The sequence below is a fragment of the Zoogloea sp. JDB1 genome (assembly GCF_056724025.1).
Genome location: NZ_CM161496.1, coordinates 4,893,183 through 4,910,568 on the forward strand (window position 1 = coordinate 4,893,183; position 17,386 = coordinate 4,910,568).

Sequence of the window (17,386 nt, forward strand, 5' to 3'; positions counted from 1 at the left end):
GCCCGCCATGAGCGCCAACACCGTCACCGAACAGCTCACCGCCGCCGGCCGCGCCATCGAGCACGACTCCTTTGCGATCATCGACCGGGAAGCCGGCCCCCACGCCTACAGCACCGAGCAATGGCCGCTGGTGCGGCGGATGATCCACGCCAACGCCGACTTCGAGTTCAACGGCCTCACCGCCTTCCACCCGCAGGCCATGCAGGCCGGGCTGGAGCGCATCCTGGCCGGCAACACGCCGGTCGTGGCCGACGTGGAGATGATCTGCGTCGGCTTGTCGAAACCGCGCCTCGCGCACTTCGGCATGACGACCCACCAGTTCATCTCCGACCCGGACGTGATCACCGCCGCCCAGGCCGAGGACACCACCCGCGCCGTGCAGGCCATGCGCAAGGCCCACCGGCTGGGCTTCCTCGACAGCGCCATCATCGGCATCGGCAACGCGCCCACCGCGCTAATCGAGATCGTCCGCCTGATCCGCGAGGAAGGCGTCCGCCCGGCGCTGGTCGTCGGCATGCCAGTCGGCTTCGTGTCGGCAGCCGAATCCAAGGACCTGCTGATGGAGCTGGGCGACGTGCCGTGGGTCGCCATTCGCGGCCGCAAGGGCGGCTCGACGCTGGTCGTCGCCGCCATCCACGCCATCCTGGGTCTGGCCGAAGAGCGCCAGCGCCAGGCCGCCTGAGGACGCCGATGGCTGCAGGTCACACGCTCTCCGAGAAGGTCCGCAAGGGCGATCCGAAACGGGATCGCGGCAACCGTACGGGCTTCTCCACCGGCGCCAACTCCGCCGCCGCCGCCGCCGCCGCGACCCTCGGGCTGGTGCAGGGCCGCGTACCCGAGGCGATTGAATGCGTGCTGCCCAACACCCAGCGGGTACGCTTTTCCATCACCGACGGCTGGACCGACGGCCTGCACGCGCGCGCGGTCAGCGTCAAGGACGCCGGCGACGATCCGGACGCCACCAATGGCGCCCACCTCACCGCCGAGGTCGAGCGCCTGCCCGGCGCCGCCGGCCAGATCGTGCTGCGCGGTGGGCCCGGCGTGGGCACCGTCACCAAACCCGGCCTCGGCCTCGACGTCGGCGGACCGGCGATCAACCCGGTGCCGCGGCGCAACATCACCGACAACGTGCGCGCCGCCGGCGCCCCGATCCTCGAAGCCGGCGACGGCATCGCGGTGACCATCTCGGTGCCCGGCGGCGAGGAGATGGCCAAGAAGACCCTCAATGCCCGCCTCGGCATCCTCGGCGGCATCTCCATCCTCGGCACCACCGGCATCGTGCGCCCCTACTCCACCGCGGCCTTCCGGGCCAGCGTGGTACAGGCGGTGGACGTGGCCGCCAACCAGGGCCAGACCAGCGTGGTGTTCACCACCGGCGGGCGCACCGAGAAATGCGCGATGCGCAGCTTTCCGGAGCTGGACGAAGCCTGCTTCGTCCAGATGGGCGACTTCGTCAAGGCGGCCTTCCAGACCGCCGTCAAGCAGGGCATGCAGCACATCATCGTCGGCGCGATGGTCGGCAAGCTCACCAAGATCGCCCAGGGCCTGTCCGTTACCCACGCCTGGCGCGAGGAGGTGGACCGGGAACTGATCGCCTCGGCCGCCGCAGAAGTCGGCGCCCCGCCCGATCTGGTCGAGGAAATCCGTGCCGCCGAAACGGCCCGCTTCGCCGCCGAGCGGCTGGCCGAGCTGAACCTCACCGTGGCCTTCCACCGGGCCCTCGCCGAGCGCGCCATCCGCAGCCTGCGCGAGCGCTACCCCGGCCCCCATCGCCTCACCGTGCTCGCCTGCAATTTCGAAGGCGTGCCCATCGTCACCGTCGAAGAACATGAACTCGCCTGAAGTCTGCCGCATCGTCGGCATCCTCGATGACGGCTGGTTCGGCCTGGGCGACCCGGCCCGCACCGTCCTCATCGAATCCGATCTCCTCATCGGCGCCCGCCGCACGCTGGATCTCGTGGCCCCCTACCTCCCTCCCAGGGTGGAACTGCGAGACATGGACGGCCAACTCGGCCGTGTCCCTGAATGGGTCCGTGCGGCGCGCGGCGCCGGCCACACCAGTGCCGTGCTGGCCACCGGCGACCCCCTGTGCCACGGCATCGCCAGCTTCCTGGCCAGCAAGCTCGGCAGCGAGGCCATTGCGGTGCACCCCGCCGTGTCCACGCTGCAGCTGGCCTTCGCCCGTTTCAAGAAGTGCTGGCAGGCCGCCGCCATCTCCTCGGTACATAGCCGCGACGCCGGCGAATGGCAGGTCGGCGCAACACCCGAGCACGGCCTCTACCCCCTCGTCCGCGCCGCCGCCCGGCACGCGCTGATCGGCGCCTTCACCGGCCCGGACAACAACCCGGCGCGCATCGCCCGGGCACTGATCGCCGCCGGCCACAAGGACGATTTCCGCCTGTCGGTCGCCGCCCGCCTGTGCCTGCCGGACGAAACGCTGTTTGCCGATCTGCCGCTGTCCGACGCCGCCGGCATGGACTTCCCCGATCCCAACATCGTCGTGCTGGAGCGCATCACGCCGCCCGACGGCCGCGCCACCTTCGGTTTCGACGACACCGACTTCGTGCAGCGCGCCCCCGAGAAAGGCCTCATCACCAAGCAGGAAGCCCGCGCCCTGTCCCTCGCCAAGCTGGGCCTGCGGCCCGACAGCCGGGTGTGGGACATCGGCGCCGGTTCCGGCTCGGTGGGCCTGGAGGCGGCCCGCCTGGCCCCCGACGGCCACGTGTGGGCCATCGAAAAGAACCCCGGCGATGCCGACAACGCCCGCGAGAACGCCCGCCGCCTGAAGGCCAGCAACTACACGCTGGCCGAGGGCAAGGCGCCGGCCGGGCTGGACCAATGGCCGGACCCGGATGCCGTCTTCATCGGCGGCTCCGGCGGCGAACTGGCCGAGCTGATCCGCCTGGTCCTCGCCCGCCTACGCCCCAATGGGCGCCTGGTGATGAACTTCGTGACGCTGGAAAACCTGGCCACCGCCACCGCCGCGCTCAGCGCCGCCGGTGCGACGTGGGACGTGGTCCAGCTGCAGGCCGCCCGCAGCCAGCCCATCCTCGACATGCACCGCCTCGCCGCGCAGAACCCGGTGTGGATCGTCTCGGCCACCCCGGCCGTGCCCCAACAGCAAGGAACCCCGCAATGACCGCTCCCCGCCTCGGGCGCCTGATCGGCGCCTCCCTCGGCCCCGGCGATCCCGAACTCATCACCCGCCGCGCCTGGGCCGCGCTGCAGTCCGGTGCGCGCTGGCTGTACCCGGTGAAGAAGGCCGAGGAATCCTCCTACGCGCTGGGCATCGTCGAGCGCGGCGGCCTGGCCGTGCCAGAAGATGCCGAAGCCCTGGTCTTCCCGATGACCCGCGATCCGGTGGCCCTCGCCAAGGCCTGGTCCCGTGCCGCCGTCCGCACCGTCGAGCTGCTGCGCGAGGGCCGCGACCTGGTCTTCCTCGTCGAGGGCGACGCCTCCACCTTCGCCACCTTCGGCCACCTGGCCCGCGTCGTGCGCGAGCTGGCGCCGGAGGTCGAGGTCGACACGATCCCCGGCGTCAGCTCCTTCGCCGCTGCCGCGGCCGGCACCGGCCTGTCCCTCGCCGAAGAGGACGAGACCTTCGCGGTGATCCCCGCCGCCTACGGCGTGCCGGTGGTCGAGCGGCTGCTCGACGAGTTCGACACGCTGGTGCTGCTGAAGGTCAAGCCGCTGCTCGACGAGATCCTCGACCTGCTGAGCCGCCGCGGCCTGCTCGCCACCAGCTGCTTCATCGAGAAGGTCGGCTCGCCGGACGAACGCATCGTCCACGACGTGGCCAGCCTGGCCGGGCAGAAGGTCAATTACCTGTCCCTGATGCTGGTGCAGAACCCCAAGCGGGTCCGCGGCGAACTGCGCCGCGGCTGCCGCAAGCACGCGCCGGCCGTGACGGCCTGAACGAGGCCCGGAAAACCAGGGCCAGCTGTTGGGGCAAATTCCTACGCCCCAACAGCTGGCCCATCCAAGCCCTCATCCCCAACACGCCCCCCGACGGAACCCCGAGCATGTCCCAGCACCTGCCCTTCCCCACCAACCGCATCGCGGTCGTCTCCATCACCCGCCACGGCATTGCGCTGGCCGGCCGCGTGGTCGCCGCGCTGCCCGGCGCGCGCCTGTTCGCCCCCGAGAAATTCGCCGCCGAGGCCGAAGCCGCCGCACCGGGCGCCGCCGCCTGCTACGCCGGCAAGACCGGCGAGCAGATCCCCATCCTGTTCTCCAATTTCGACGGCATCGTCGCCATCGTGTCCCTCGGCGCGATGGTGCGGCTGGTCGCGCCCTACCTGGTCAAGAAGGAATCCGACCCCGGCGTGGTGGTCATCGACGAAGCCGGCCGCTTCGTGATCCCGATGCTGTCCGGCCATCTGGGTGGCGCCAACGCGCTGGCCGGCACCATCGCCACCGCCCTCGACGCCACGCCGGTGCTCACCACCGCCTCCGACGCACGCCAGACCCTGGCCGTCGATCTGCTCGGCCGCGAACTGGGCTGGACCTTTGAAGCCAGTCACGACGAAGTCGTGCGGGCCAGCGCCGCGGTGGTCAACGACGAGCTGGTCGCCGTCGTGCAGGAAGCCGGCAGCCCCGACTGGTGGCGCAAGCACGCCAACGGCCGCAGCGGCCCGCTGCCCGGCAACCTCGTTCCCTTCTCGCGCCTGGAGGACGTGGAGCCCGAGCGCTTCGGCGCCGTGCTGTGGATCAGCCATCGGGACGAGCCGGCCGAACTGGCCCCGCGCCTCGCCGGCAAGCGGGTCATCTACCGTCCGCCGGTCGCGCCGTGAACCCGCGCCAGCCCGTCGCCCTCGGCATCGGCTGCGACCGCGGGACGCCGGCGGCAAGCCTGGCCTGGGTCGTCGTCGAGGCGCTGGCCCTGTGCGGCGCCACGCTGCAGGACGTGGCCGCCGTCGCCAGCATCGACCTGAAAGCCGACGAACCCGGACTACAGGCATTTGCCCACTGGCAGGGCTGGCACATCACCTTCTACCCGGCCGCCGCGCTGGCCGGCATCGAAGTCCCCAACCCGTCGGAAACCGTCCGCAAATACACCGGCACGCCGTCCGTCTCGGAGGCCGCCGCGCTGCTGGCGGCCGGTACCGACATGAGCCAGCTGCTCGTCGAAAAACACAAATACCGCGGCCCCGACGGCCGTAACGCCACCGTCTCCATCGCGAGGATTCCCCAATGAACGACATCGCCTCCGCCGCACGCCGCGGCAAGATCATGCTGGTCGGCCTCGGCCCGGGCAGCCACGAGCACCTCACCGCCCGCGCCCGCGCCGCCATCGCCGAAGCCGACACGGTGATCGGCTACGTCACCTACATCCGCCTGGTAGCCGACCTCGTCGAGGGCAAGGAAGTCATCAAGAAGTCGATGACCGAGGAGCTCGACCGGGCCATCGAGGCCCTCGACCGCGCCCGCCAGGGCAAGAAGGTGGCGCTGATCTCGTCCGGCGACGCCGGCGTGTACGGCATGGCCGGGCCGACCTTCGAGGTACTGTTCCAGGCCGGATGGACGCCGGATTCCGACATCGACGTGGAGATCATCCCCGGCGCATCGGCCATCAACACCTGCGCAGCGCTGGTCGGCGCGCCGCTGACCCACGACTTCTGCGCGATCTCCCTGTCCGACCTGCTGACCCCATGGCCGACCATCGCCCGCCGCCTGGAGGCAGTCGCCGCCTCCGACTTCGTGGTGGCACTCTACAACCCCAAGAGTGGACGCCGCACCCGCCAGATCGTCGAAGCCCGCCGCCTGTTCCTGCGCCACCGCCGGCCGGATACGCCGGTGGCCATCGTCAAGTCGGCCTACCGCCCCAAGCAACGCATCGAATTCACCACCCTCGAGAACATGACCGACTGCGACATCGGCATGCTGTCTACCGTGCTGATCGGCAATTCCAACACCTTCGTCAAGCACGGCCTGATGGTCACGCCGCGCGGCTACGCCAACAAGTACGACGTGGACAGCGGCAGCACCCGCGACGGCGAGAAGGCCGGCCGCTCCCTGTCCACCGGCCTCGACGGCTGGCTGGCGGCGATCCACGCCAGCGGCCTGTCCGCCGCCGAACTGGCACAGGAATACAGCCTGCCCGAGGACTACATCGCCGAGCTGCTGGCCGAACCTTTCGAGGCCGCCAGCGCTGCCCCCGCCGAGGAGGCCGAGGCGTGAGCGAACCCATCAAGCCGAAGATCGGCGGCTACCGCCGCCACCTGCTGGTATGCACCGGCCCGCGATGCACCGCCGACGGCCAGTCGCAGGCCCTGTTCGACAGCCTCGGCGCCAAGTTCAAGGCCGTCGGGCTGGACGGCGGCGAGCTGCGCGTCAAGCGCACCCGGGCGGCGTGCTTCGCCGCCTGCAAGGGCGGCCCGATCCTGTGCGTGCAGCCGGACGGCACCTGGTACTACGGCGTCACCGACGCGGTGATGGACCGCATCGTCAGCGAGCACCTGGTCGGCGGCGAGCCGGTGGCCGAGCACGTCTTCCACCAGGCCGGCGAGCCGGACTGACCGTTACGCAACGATGTCCGCGCGCCTCTCCCGCTACCTGCATCTTTTCCACCGCTGGCTCGGCATCAGTGCCGGCCTGCTGGTGCTGGGCTGGTTCGTCTCTGGCCTGGTGATGCTGTATTCGCCCTTTCCGCGCCTGACCACGGAAGAGCGGGTGCAGCAGCTGGAAACCCTGCACGGCGAGGCGCTGCGGATCAGCCCCGCCGAGGCGGCCGCCCAATGCCCCGGCACGCCGCGCGGCGCGCGTCTGGCCATGCTCGCCGGGCGTCCGGTCTACCACTTCAGCGGCGGCAAGACGGCCTGCAGCGTGTGGGCCGACGACGGCCGCTGGGTCGGCCCGGTATCGGCGGAGATGGCCCTTGAGACCGCCCGGCGCTTCCTGCCCAACGTACCGCTGGCGGAACCGGAATCCATCGAGCGCGACCAGTGGAGCGTCTACACGAGCTACAACGCCCACCGCCCGCTGTTCCGCATCGCCGCCGACGACGATGCCGGCACCGTGCTCTACGTATCGTCGAAGAACGGCGAGGTGCTGGCCGACACCCACCGCCGCGAGCGCCTGCTCGGCTGGCTCGGCAGCGTGCCTCACTGGATCTACTTCACCCCGCTGCGCGGCGACGACCTGAGCACCTGGCGCGTGCTGGTGCTGTGGCTGCCGCCAGTTGCGCTGCTGACCGCCGTCGCCGGCCTGGTGCTGGGCATCCAGCGCCTGCGGGTACGGCGACGCTACCCGCGCGGCCAGATCACGCCCTACCACGGCTGGAAACGCTGGCACCATCTGGCCGGGCTGGCCGTCGGCGGCTTCGCCGTCACCTGGCTGCTGTCCGGCTGGCTGTCCAACCATCCCTTCGGTCTGCTGGAGATGAGCAGCCCGCCACCGGGCAGCGCCCAGCGTCTGGCCGGCGGCCCCTTCCGCCCATCCTCCGACGTGGATCTGCTGCGCCGCCAGTTGGCCCAGGTGGCGGATGCCCGCGAGGCCGAGTGGTACCGCTTCGGCGGGCGGGAATACCTCGAAGTACGCACGCCGGCCGGCCCCCAGCGCTTCGACGACCAGGCCCGCGCCGCCGCGCCCGTCGCCGTGGCCACCCTCGCCGCCGCCGTCGCCGCCATCGAGGAGAAGTCGGTGGCCCGTGCCGAACTGATCGACCGCGAAGACCTCTACCACTACGGCCGCAACAGCCCCACGGTGCTGCCAGCAGTGCGCATCCGCCTGGCCGACGCCCAGGACACCACCTGGTACCTGGACCCGGCCACCGGCCGCATCCTGCAGCGCATCGACGATGCCAACCGCTGGCACCGCTGGGTCTTCAACGCCCTGCACCGCCTCGACTTCCCGCCCCTCGCCAGCCTGCCCGGGCTGCGCGAGGGGCTGATCACCTTGCTCTGCCTGCTCGGCGCCAGCCTGGCCGGCAGCGGCTGTGTCATCGGCTGGCGCCGGCTGTTCCGCCGGCGCCGCCGCTCCGCCTAGCCGCCTAGCCGCCTCGAAAGAGCCTCCATGAAAAGACGTTTCGCCCGCCCCTCTGGGGGGCGGCGTCTGCGCCGGCCCGCACATCGGCTTCCGAACCGGCGCAATTCATATGGCGCATCGCGAACCAACTTCCGGCATGGCATAACGGCTTTCATGGCATACCGAATCAAGTTCGCACATGCAAGATAAGACTTCGGCCCACTCCGAATCGTCTTACCCACAGGCCGATATTGAATCCGGGATTTCCGAATTCGACATTGCCAAGTGAAAATTCGATGTGATCGCGTCCACATTGAATGTTTCCCCCGATATGCCGATAAAGCTGGCATGTACAAGCATGCCGCCGTCGCGACATCGTCATCGCACCCTGTTCGTGACGCAACAGACTTGAACGCTTCAAGGCGATGGAGGATCCTTGATCTGTCGCCCGCCAATGGACGGCACATAACAACAACAGCACTACATGAGCTTTCGAGGAGCCGCGATGGGCACTGCCCTGGAGACGCTTCTCCACTACTTCGGACGCTTCGTCCTGCCCTGTCTGATCGCATTCGGCTCAGCCGGCCTGGCCCACGGCGAGGACGCACAGCAAGTCTTCCGCGTCGGCATCACTTCCTTCCGTGACAAGTCGGTCACGCTGCGGGAATGGGGGCCGACGATGGATTACCTGGCGGAGAAGATTCCCGGCAGCCGCTTCGTCGTCGTGCCGATGGGCCTGCAGGAATTCGAGGCCGCCCTCAGCCGCAACGAGATCGACTTCGTCATCACCAACCCTGAGCACTACATCGTGATGGAGGCGCGCCATGGCGTGTCCCGCGTCGCGACGCTGGTGAAGCGCGAGAATGGCCGCCTGGTCAACCAGTTCGGCGGCGTGGTGTTTGCGCGTAGCGACCGCCATGACATCCACGGTCTGGAGAACCTGAAGGGGAAACGGATCGCTTCGGTGGACCGCACGTCCTTCGCCGCCTACCTGCTGCAGTACGATCTGCTGAAGGAGCACGATGTGGACATCGACCGCGACTGCCAGGTGGATTTCCTCGGTTTTCCCCAGGACCTGAGCGTCACCGCGGTGCTGGAAGGACGCGCCGACGTCGGCTTCGTCCGCACCGGTGTGCTGGAGGCGATGGCCCGCGAAGGGCGGATCGACCTGGCACAGATCCAGATCCTGCATGCCGTGCCGAAAGACAACTTCCCCTTCCTGATCTCGACCGGGCTTTACCCTGAATGGCCTTTTGCTGCCGTGCCGCGGGTGCCGATCGACATCCGCAACCAGGTTGCCGCAGCGCTGCTGCTGATGCCGCCAGACACGCCGATGGCGCAGAGCGCACGCTATTACCGCTGGTCCACGCCGGTGGAGTATCTCAGCGTACAAAGCCTGATGCGGCGGCATCACATCTACCCCTTCGACAAGGTCGAGGCGATCACGCCGGCGCAGATCTTCCGGCGCTATACGCCCCATATCCTGCTGGTCGCACTGGCCGTTGTACTGCTGATGGCCACGCTGTACTTGCGCGCGCGCCGTCTGAACCGTGCATTGGTCCAATCCCGCCGGCAGCTCGACCACCTTGCCCATTACGACGCCCTCACCGGCCTGCCCAACCGCAATCTGCTCGACTACGATCTCGAAAGGGCCCTTAGCCAGGCACATCGTGGCGGACAGGAGTTTGCGCTATGCCTGATGGACCTGGACGGGTTCAAGCCGATCAATGACCGCTGGGGCCACAAGGTCGGCGACGAAGTGCTGCGGGAGATCGCCCAGCGCCTGCAGGGCAGCCTGCGTACCGGCGACCGGGTGGCCCGCTGGGGCGGCGATGAATTCGTTCTGCTGCTCAACGGGGTTGCCACCCGGCAGCAGCTGGCTGAGATCATCGAGCGCATCCTGCACGTGGTGGCCAGGCCGCTCGACAGTTGCAGCGGTGCCCACGTCTGCGCCAGCATCGGCGTCAGCCTGTACCCGCGAACGGCGAAGGACGCCGACGGCCTGCTGAAGGCCGCCGACGAGGCCATGTACAAGGCCAAGGGCGCCGGCGGTAACCGCTGGGCCGCCCAGGCATAGGCATGGGCGGCCCAGCGGCACTCAGACGCTGAACTGCTCGACCGAGGCCTTGAGCTGCTGGGCCAGGCTGGCCAGATCCTCGGCGGCAGCCGACACGTCCCGCACGATACCGGAGGTTTCCTCGGACATCTCCACCGTGCGCTGGACGTTGCCCGCAATCAGGTTGCTCGTCGCACTCTGCTCGTGCAACGCGGTCGAGATTTCCGCCACCGACGCCAGCACCTGTTCGATGCTGCCCTGGATCTGTCCCATCGCCGTATCGGCCTGGCCGGCCATCTGGACGCCTTCCTCGACACAGGCTAGACCGCCGTTCATGCCTTCGACGGCGGCCTGGGTGTCGCTCCAGATACGCTCGATCATCCCGGCGATTTCCTGGGTGGACAGCGCCGTCCGTTCGGACAGCTTGCGCACCTCGTCGGCCACCACCGCAAAGCCGCGCCCGTGCTCCCCGGCGCGGGCGGCTTCGATGGCGGCATTCAGCGCGAGCAGATTGGTCTGATCGGCAATCTCCTTGATGACGCTGACGATGCGCGAAATCTGGTTGGAGCTTTCACCGAGGGACGTGACGCGTTCCGACGAGCGCACCACCGCCCCGGAAATCTTCTGCATCTCCCCAACCATCTCCTGCACCGCCTGGGTCCCGCTGCGGGCCAGGGAGCCCGTCTCCGACGCATGGCGGTCCACCTCCGACGCATTGTCGGCGATGTTGCCGATACAGGCCGTCAGTTGCTCTACCGATGCCGCCGATGCGGCGGACGCGTCGTTCTGGCGTTCCGTCGCCTGCAGCATCGCGCTCGACGAGGCGGACAGGCGCTGGGCCGAGGTGGCGAGTTCAGCGGCGCTCCGCACGATGCGCCCGACGATCTCCCGCAGTCCGGCCTGCATCTGCCGGGTCGCAAAGAGCAGGCTGGAGTCATCCCCCGGCCGCGTGACGATCTCCTCCGACAGCTTGCCTTGGGCAATGTGCCGCACGACGTCTATGACGTAGCGTGGCTCACCGCCCAGTTGCCGGAGCAGGCGGCTGACAATCAGCCCGATGAGCAGGAACAGCACGAACTGCAGCAACGCCTGGCCGATCCACAGGCCGCGGTTGAGCGTTCGCAGGGCCGCCATGTCACTTTCGATATCGATGGTCACGCTGGCCCCGCCCAGCACGAAGCCCTCCTCCACACCGTGGCACTTGAGGCATTCGATGCTGCGGAAATTCTTCATCGCCACATAGGGAACGACGACACGCAACTGAGTGCCCCCCGACGGCGGGTGGAACAGACGGATTTCCTCTTTGCCGGATTGCAGTATCCGCTGGTCCAGTTCGTCCACCGGCAACTCCTGCGGTAGCGCCGGCGGAAACTCCTCGTCCAGTTGCTTGGCACGGAAGACACGCAGTTCGCGGATGAATTCAGACTTGCCGATCTTCTCGATATACAGCGTGCGACTCTTCTGATCGCTGATGACCTCGCTGTCACCAGCCTTGGTGATCATCAGCGTATTGAGGCCGTTGATGGCACCATCGGCAACCATCCGCGCCCGGTCGGCGGCGGCGGCCAGGGTCTGCCGCTCGAGGTGCTGCATGAGCCACAACTGCATCAGGACGAAAACCAGCACCAGCGCCCCCTGGATCAGAAGCTGGAGTCTGGCCCGAAGCCCGAGTTGCTGCCACCACGATGAAAGCCAATCCAAAATATCCCCCTGCAAGGCATTGCCCATTATGTCTATAAGGGGATTAGATCACATGGCATCCATCACAGCCATTTGCAGGCACCTGTCCGCCCTGCGAACAAAAGCAAAAACGCCCCGAAAGGGGCGTTTTTACTGGGTATCTGGCGGAAGCGGTGTCCGTCGCACTTTCATTCAATGCTCCTTTAAACTCCCTTACGCTCCCTTAAATTACAACTCAAGTAGTTGTTTTTCATTGATTTATCCATTCACCCTGTACACATACGTTCCCATACGCTACCATCCGTTCGTACTTTTTTTGTTGGGTTACATGTGGGGATGAGGGGTTATGCCAAAGATCGCTAAGGAACTGTCAGCCCTGGAGGTGTCACGCCTCAGAACCCCAGGAATGCACGCCGTTGGCGGCGTTCCGGGCTTACACATTCAAGTCAGCGACGGGGGAACACGCTCATGGATTCTTCGCCTCAGTGTTGGCGGAAAGCGGCGGGATGTGGGGTTGGGTGCGTTTCCAGCCGTCACCTTGGCCGATGCCCGCCGCAAAGCACGCGAGGCACGCGAACAGGCTGCTGTGGGGGTAGATCCTATTCGAGAGCGCCAGGCCGCAAAGGCAGCTCTGATTGCTTCACAAAAAGCTGAAATCACATTTAACCAAGCTGTCGAGCGGTTCCTACAGGCGAAAGAGGCTGATTGGAAAAACCCTAAACATCGCCAACAGTGGAGAAACACCCTCAAGGCATACGCATCCCCTGTTATCGGGGAACTGGCGGTTCAAGACGTGGAACTACAGCACGTAATGGCGATCCTCAGTCCGATTTGGAAAACTAAGGCGGAGACCGCTAGCCGATTGAGAGGGCGTCTTGAGGCCATACTGGACTGGGCGATTGCATCTCAATTCCGAAAAGGCGAAAACCCTGCACGCTGGCAAGGCCTCCTAGACAAACTGCTATCAGCATCTGGGAAAAGAGCAAGAACTAAGCACCATCCCGCAATCAAAATCAATGAGCTGCATGATTTTATTTTGCAGCTCCGAGATCGTCAGGGAACTGCTGCTGAGGCATTAGAATTCCTCATCTTAACCGCCGCGAGGTCTGGCGAGGTCCGTGGAGCCACATGGTCAGAAATTGATCTGAAAAACCGGATCTGGACAATTCCAGCCGACCGCATGAAAGCAGGACGGCAACACCGCGTTCCTTTATCAACCCGATCTGTTGAAATTCTGCAAAACCAACCGCAAGGGGAAGCTACTGAAGCGGTATTCAAACCGCCACGAGCTAAATTCTTCTGTGACATGAGCTTGCTTTCTGTAATGCGTCGCATGGGTCGAAAGGAAGTTCCCCACGGCTTTAGAAGCACATTTCGAGATTGGGCGGCAGAACGGACAAACTACCCCAGGGATGTTTGTGAAATGGCACTAGCCCACACCATTGAAAGTTCGGTTGAAGCGGCTTACAGGCGAGGGGATCTATTAGATAAACGATTTCCGCTCATGGATGACTGGGCTAGGTTTTGCGACACCAAGCCACAGGTGGGGGGATCGGTGGTGCCGATTGGGGTTAAGCGTAGCAATGTTGGTTAATCATTTGAACGGAGAGTTTATGTCTTGCAACACCTTGTTTGATTATGTTTCCTACATGACTGCCCTGGATGTGGTTGAAGTCTCGAAGGCGCTATGCATTCCCCCGGCCATGATTCAGGCTGTGATGTGGCGTGAGGAACAGGGGCTTCCTCCGATAGCGGGTCGGGCGGACTACGTTAGGGGGCTTCTCGAAGAAGCGGCTTTCGGGGTGTTCATGAATCAAAACCTCGATGTGTGGTTCAACGGCACCAATCACAAACGCAGACTCAAGCTTCGTGAAATTCATATCGACATGGCGGACGGGGGATGGGTACAGGCACTGGAAAACGATCTTGACGAGGAATTCAACCGGATCATGAAGGAATATGGGGGAGCCTCAAAGTATTTGACGGCCCTAATTGAAGAGGCGTGCGCCTTGGAAATCGACGAACAGAATGGAGGTATGGCGTGGTTCTGCGGCGGCGCAGAGCTGAATGGAACCGCGTGGTCTTGCCAATAGGCGGCAGCGCTTTTACTCTCGGGGCCGACAGATAACTCTGTCGGCCCTTTTTATTTTCAGGAGGCAAAGAATGTTGAATCTTAACGTCGGTCACTTGTTGCCGCGCCGTGCAGTAGAGGAACTAACGAGCCTAAGCAAGACTTCTATTTACCGATTAATGAAAACAGGGGAATTCCCGCCGAACGTAAAAGTCTCAGAAAATCGAGTTGCTTGGCGCGAGGGGGACGTCAAGCTGTGGATTGAAGCACGCCAACCCAATTGAATCACTTCCCTTCAATTTCGATTTATCAACCCGCAGTTACCACTTTATCAACCGGAGTTTAAAGCATGAAACGATTTACTAAACCGTGGGGATTCCCACACTCAAACGAAAGGAGTGCTTATGAAAAGCACGTTTGTAGCTCTATCGCCGGAGCTGTTGCTGTGCAGTGCGACGGGCAAAGACAACCTTGCTGACATTACCGGGGAGGATTTTGTTCGATTGCTTTCTGGCCCACGTATCGGACCAGACAAACCTCAACCCGTTACGGCAGAACTCTTGATAGCCGGAAAGATAATAGAGGGTTTGCGCAACTCAAGGGGAATAGAAAAAGCTTTGGAAATTGCACCTAATGAGGCGCACTTCCTACTAGGCGTAGCTTACCCGATGCGTATGGACTTGGAGGCTATAGAAGAAAAACTGCGGACGGCGCGTAGCGGCACCGTCCAGCGGAAAAAATCGACTTCGTAAGTAACAGGGAGCCCCGCCGTAGCGGGCGGGGCTCAGAAAGAGGATAGGACGGTTGTGGCAGATTTTCAACAAAAAAGTTCGATAGCGCCAGACATGGCGGCAATCCGGGCGGCTGGGCTGGATGGACTCGCAGAGCGGTGGTGCGTGTGGCGGTTTCAAGCTCGCAAGGGTGGCGGCAAACCCGGCAAAGTTCCCGTGAATGCGGACGGACGCACTCTTCGTGTGAATGAGCCTGAAAGCTGGCTCTCATTCGATGAAGCCTCTGCCGCGGAAGGGTTCGAGGGTGTGGGACTTCTCATGTCATCCGCCCGCGGAGTCGTCGGGCTGGACCTTGATGCTTGCCTAGAGGGCGGCGAGGTCATCCCCGAAAAGTCGGAAATTGTCGCGGAGTTCATGGCGCTCGACGGGTACATCGAAGTCAGCCCCAGCGGGTCGGGCTTGCGTCAGTTTTTGAAGGGGGCGCGCCTGGAGGATTTTGGAAACCGTGGCCGGGCGGGCACGGGACTAGAGATTTACGACTACGACGACGGGCGGTTTCTAACTATCACGGGACACCCCTACCCGCACGGTAGCGAACCAAGGCCGGTACGCCAGAATCAAGAGCCGCTGGAGGCGTTCATCACGCGGTGGTGCGACTCCCGCCAGGCCACAGTGGGGGCTGGGGGTCCGGGGGGCGAGGATCAGGGCCAGGGCCAGCCCCACACCTCAACTCGAACCGCTGACGAGGTGTTGAGGCTTCTTAGAACGCACAATCGGCGCGGACGTGTCATGCGACTGTTGAAGGGGGATCTTTCGGACCATGACGGCGATCACTCGGCGGCGGACTTGGATCTGATGCAGGAGGCCGCCTACTTCTGCCCCCGTCCCGAGGTCTTGGACGCAGTTATGCGCGGGTCGGGGCTGATGCGCGAAAAATGGGATGAAAAGCGCGGCAAGGCGACATACGGGGAGCGGACGATTCAAGCCGCTCTCAAAAAGCAAACGCGTAATTTTGATGACGATCAGGCCGCGAAGGCTCAAGACGCCCAGCGCACGGCAACAGAAGCGGGCCACCTCGAAGGCGGCGGCGACGATCTGCGGACCCGGCGCGGTTGGCGGTCGGATCTGCACTCACTGACTCAGCTACTCGTCCGGGACAAGCGGCTCAAAGACGCGATTTTTTTCGATGACTTCAGCGGCTGGCCGGTTGTGTCGCGTAACTTGCGTGAAGTGCTCGATGATCGTTCGGCGCCGACCACAGCGGGGCGCATTCAAGATGCCCACCTCGCGGCGGTATGCCGATGGTTTGGCAAGTCTTGGGAGCTGCGCGTGCAGGTCAAGGACATTGCGGCGGCGGTTGAGGGCTGGGCGCGTGCTCATCATCGGAACCCGGCAGTGGAGCGCCTCAACGAGCTGGGCGCGGGCTGGGATGGGGTCCGGCGCCTGGACGATTGGTTGATTCACTACTGCAATGCGCACGTGGAAACCGACGATGGGCTTGACGTTCGGAGGTATGTGGAAGCGGTCGGGTCGAGGTGGTTGATTAGCGTCGTCGCGCGGGCCATGCAGCCGGGGGCAAAGGTCGATTCAATGCTGATCCTCGAAGGTCGTCAGGGGGCGCGCAAGTCATCGGCGGCGCGGGTTTTAACGGAGGCTATCGGGCAAGACTACTTCCGCGAGGGTTTCAGTCTCGGCGGTGGAGGTAAAGACGACCTTATCGCACTCCGTGGGCGTCTGGTGATTGAGTGGGGCGAATTGTCTGGCATGGGAAAACGCGACCGGGAACACCTCAAAAACTTTCTGTCGCAACAAACCGATTCATACCGGGCAATTTACGGTGTTACCGAAACGGACTGGCCTAGAACGGCGGTTTTCGTTGGAACAACAAATGAGTCAAGTTATCTGGCCGACTCCACTGGAAACCGCCGGTTTTGGCCCGTCCGGGTCGGGCGGATTGATCTAGAGCGGCTGCACAAGGATGCGCCGCAGCTTTGGGCCGAAGCCGTCCGCCGGCACCAAGAGGGTGATCGGTGGTGGTTCGATGACGCGGACCCCGCTGACGTGGATCTGTTGAGGCTGGCGCAGGGCGAACAATCGCGCCGGGTCGGTGGCACGCTCTGGACCGAAGCCGCTCAGGATCTGGCCGACCAGTTGCTTATGGGTGCGCTGGACGAACGCGACGGCGGGAAGGCAGATGCGGTCGGATCGTTCGGCGTGCCGCAGGTGCGGGACTGGCTAGCGAGAGCGGCCGGGGTCGAGGTTACGGACTCCGTTTGGACTCGTGTGGCGGAGGGGTTGAAGTCTGCGGGCTGGGAATCCGTCAAATCCGGTGGGCGCATGCGCTGGAGGCTGTCATCGGAACGACGGGAACAGGGCGCGGCTGTTCTGGCGTGAGTTTGGGGAGGGGGTGGGGAGGGTTTAAACCCCTACCCTCCCCACGCCGCAAAGCCAAGCGGGGCGCGGGTTTCAGAGGTTTTTACCTCTCATTTCGTGGGGAGGGTCTGAAGGTGGCCCAAAAACCTTTGAAACCCAGTAGTGGCGCGGCTTTCGGGCGGGTGGGGAGGCCCCCCCCGTGGTTAGCTTCAAGAGAGATTGGTAGGGTTGGAGGCGTAGATAGCCGATACCACCCTACCAAACACCTTATAAAGAAAATTGGGTTTTGACCCTCCAGACCCTCCCCACCTGCCCGCAAACCCAGTAACGGCGCGGGTTTGCGGGATTGAAGGTACTTTTCTGGACCCTCCCCACCTTTTTCGCACGAAAACCGCCGCAAACCCAAGCGTGGCGCGGGTTTCAGGGTGGGGAGGGTATGTTCTGGAACCCTCCCCCCTACCCTCCCCAGACTGCACCATCCGAAAACACCCGGCAAACTGCAATGCACGC

Annotated in this window: 16 protein-coding genes; 15 read left to right on the top strand and 1 reads right to left on the bottom strand. The window is 64.8% G+C overall.

The window, feature by feature from the left end; genetic code table 11:
• Positions 1–7: 7 nt before the first annotated feature.
• The 10 genes from AC1PPK_RS22180 (at position 8) to AC1PPK_RS22225 (ending at position 10,042) form a co-directional block, all read left to right on the top strand.
• Complete coding sequence (locus AC1PPK_RS22180) at positions 8–682, top strand: precorrin-8X methylmutase (RefSeq protein WP_481115165.1); 675 nt, start codon at positions 8–10, stop codon at positions 680–682.
• An 8-nt stretch (positions 683–690) separates the two neighbouring features.
• Positions 691–1,842 carry a cobalt-precorrin-5B (C(1))-methyltransferase gene (locus tag AC1PPK_RS22185; protein WP_481115166.1) on the top strand — a complete coding sequence of 384 codons (1,152 nt, stop codon included), beginning with the start codon at positions 691–693 and terminating at the stop codon, positions 1,840–1,842.
• Positions 1,829–3,139, top strand: coding sequence for a precorrin-6y C5,15-methyltransferase (decarboxylating) subunit CbiE (cbiE, locus tag AC1PPK_RS22190; protein WP_481115167.1), 1,311 nt, complete (start codon positions 1,829–1,831; stop codon positions 3,137–3,139). Before AC1PPK_RS22185 ends, cbiE begins: the two co-directional genes overlap by 14 nt.
• The gene (gene cobI / locus AC1PPK_RS22195; RefSeq protein WP_481115168.1) at positions 3,136–3,915 is read left to right on the top strand and encodes a precorrin-2 C(20)-methyltransferase; all 780 of its coding nucleotides are present in this window, start codon (positions 3,136–3,138) and stop codon (positions 3,913–3,915) included. The genes cbiE and cobI overlap by 4 nt, the downstream gene beginning before the upstream one ends.
• Before the next feature lie 107 nt (positions 3,916–4,022).
• Positions 4,023–4,793, top strand: coding sequence for a cobalamin biosynthesis central domain-containing protein (locus AC1PPK_RS22200; RefSeq protein WP_481115169.1), 771 nt, complete (start codon positions 4,023–4,025; stop codon positions 4,791–4,793).
• On the top strand, positions 4,790–5,197 hold the full coding sequence (locus tag AC1PPK_RS22205; protein ID WP_481115170.1) for a cobalamin biosynthesis protein: 408 nt from the start codon (positions 4,790–4,792) through the stop codon (positions 5,195–5,197). The genes AC1PPK_RS22200 and AC1PPK_RS22205 overlap by 4 nt, the downstream gene beginning before the upstream one ends.
• Entirely contained in the window at positions 5,194–6,180 is a 987-nt protein-coding gene (gene cobJ, locus AC1PPK_RS22210; protein ID WP_481115171.1) for a precorrin-3B C(17)-methyltransferase, read from the top strand. Before AC1PPK_RS22205 ends, cobJ begins: the two co-directional genes overlap by 4 nt.
• A complete protein-coding gene (locus tag AC1PPK_RS22215; RefSeq protein WP_481115172.1) occupies positions 6,177–6,518 on the top strand; it encodes a (2Fe-2S) ferredoxin domain-containing protein in 342 nt (113 codons plus the stop codon). Before cobJ ends, AC1PPK_RS22215 begins: the two co-directional genes overlap by 4 nt.
• A 13-nt stretch (positions 6,519–6,531) precedes the next feature.
• Positions 6,532–7,986 carry a PepSY domain-containing protein gene (locus AC1PPK_RS22220; RefSeq protein ID WP_481115173.1) on the top strand — a complete coding sequence of 485 codons (1,455 nt, stop codon included), beginning with the start codon at positions 6,532–6,534 and terminating at the stop codon, positions 7,984–7,986.
• 484 nt (positions 7,987–8,470) lie between these two features.
• On the top strand, positions 8,471–10,042 hold the full coding sequence (locus AC1PPK_RS22225) for a diguanylate cyclase domain-containing protein (RefSeq protein ID WP_481115174.1): 1,572 nt from the start codon (positions 8,471–8,473) through the stop codon (positions 10,040–10,042).
• Positions 10,043–10,063: 21 nt separating this feature from the next.
• Here the strand turns inward: AC1PPK_RS22225 and AC1PPK_RS22230 are convergent, their stop codons facing one another.
• Positions 10,064–11,647: a methyl-accepting chemotaxis protein gene (locus AC1PPK_RS22230; RefSeq protein WP_481115175.1), complete on the bottom strand. Its 1,584-nt coding sequence runs from the start codon at positions 11,645–11,647 to the stop codon at positions 10,064–10,066.
• Positions 11,648–12,047: 400 nt separating this feature from the next.
• Between AC1PPK_RS22230 and AC1PPK_RS22235 the strand changes: the two genes are divergently transcribed.
• The 5 genes from AC1PPK_RS22235 (at position 12,048) to AC1PPK_RS22255 (ending at position 16,897) form a co-directional block, all read left to right on the top strand.
• The gene (locus AC1PPK_RS22235; protein WP_481115176.1) at positions 12,048–13,295 is read left to right on the top strand and encodes a tyrosine-type recombinase/integrase; all 1,248 of its coding nucleotides are present in this window, start codon (positions 12,048–12,050) and stop codon (positions 13,293–13,295) included.
• A 19-nt stretch (positions 13,296–13,314) separates the two neighbouring features.
• Positions 13,315–13,794, top strand: a complete 480-nt coding sequence (locus AC1PPK_RS22240) for a hypothetical protein (protein WP_481115177.1) — start codon at positions 13,315–13,317, stop codon at positions 13,792–13,794.
• Positions 13,795–13,864: 70 nt separating this feature from the next.
• Positions 13,865–14,056 (top strand): helix-turn-helix transcriptional regulator, encoded by a 192-nt coding sequence (locus AC1PPK_RS22245; RefSeq protein WP_481115178.1) that lies wholly within the window; start codon positions 13,865–13,867, stop codon positions 14,054–14,056.
• A 120-nt stretch (positions 14,057–14,176) separates the two neighbouring features.
• Positions 14,177–14,524, top strand: a complete 348-nt coding sequence (locus tag AC1PPK_RS22250; protein ID WP_481115179.1) for a hypothetical protein — start codon at positions 14,177–14,179, stop codon at positions 14,522–14,524.
• Between the two features lie 54 nt (positions 14,525–14,578).
• The gene (locus tag AC1PPK_RS22255; protein ID WP_481115180.1) at positions 14,579–16,897 is read left to right on the top strand and encodes a phage NrS-1 polymerase family protein; all 2,319 of its coding nucleotides are present in this window, start codon (positions 14,579–14,581) and stop codon (positions 16,895–16,897) included.
• Positions 16,898–17,386 lie beyond the last annotated feature (489 nt).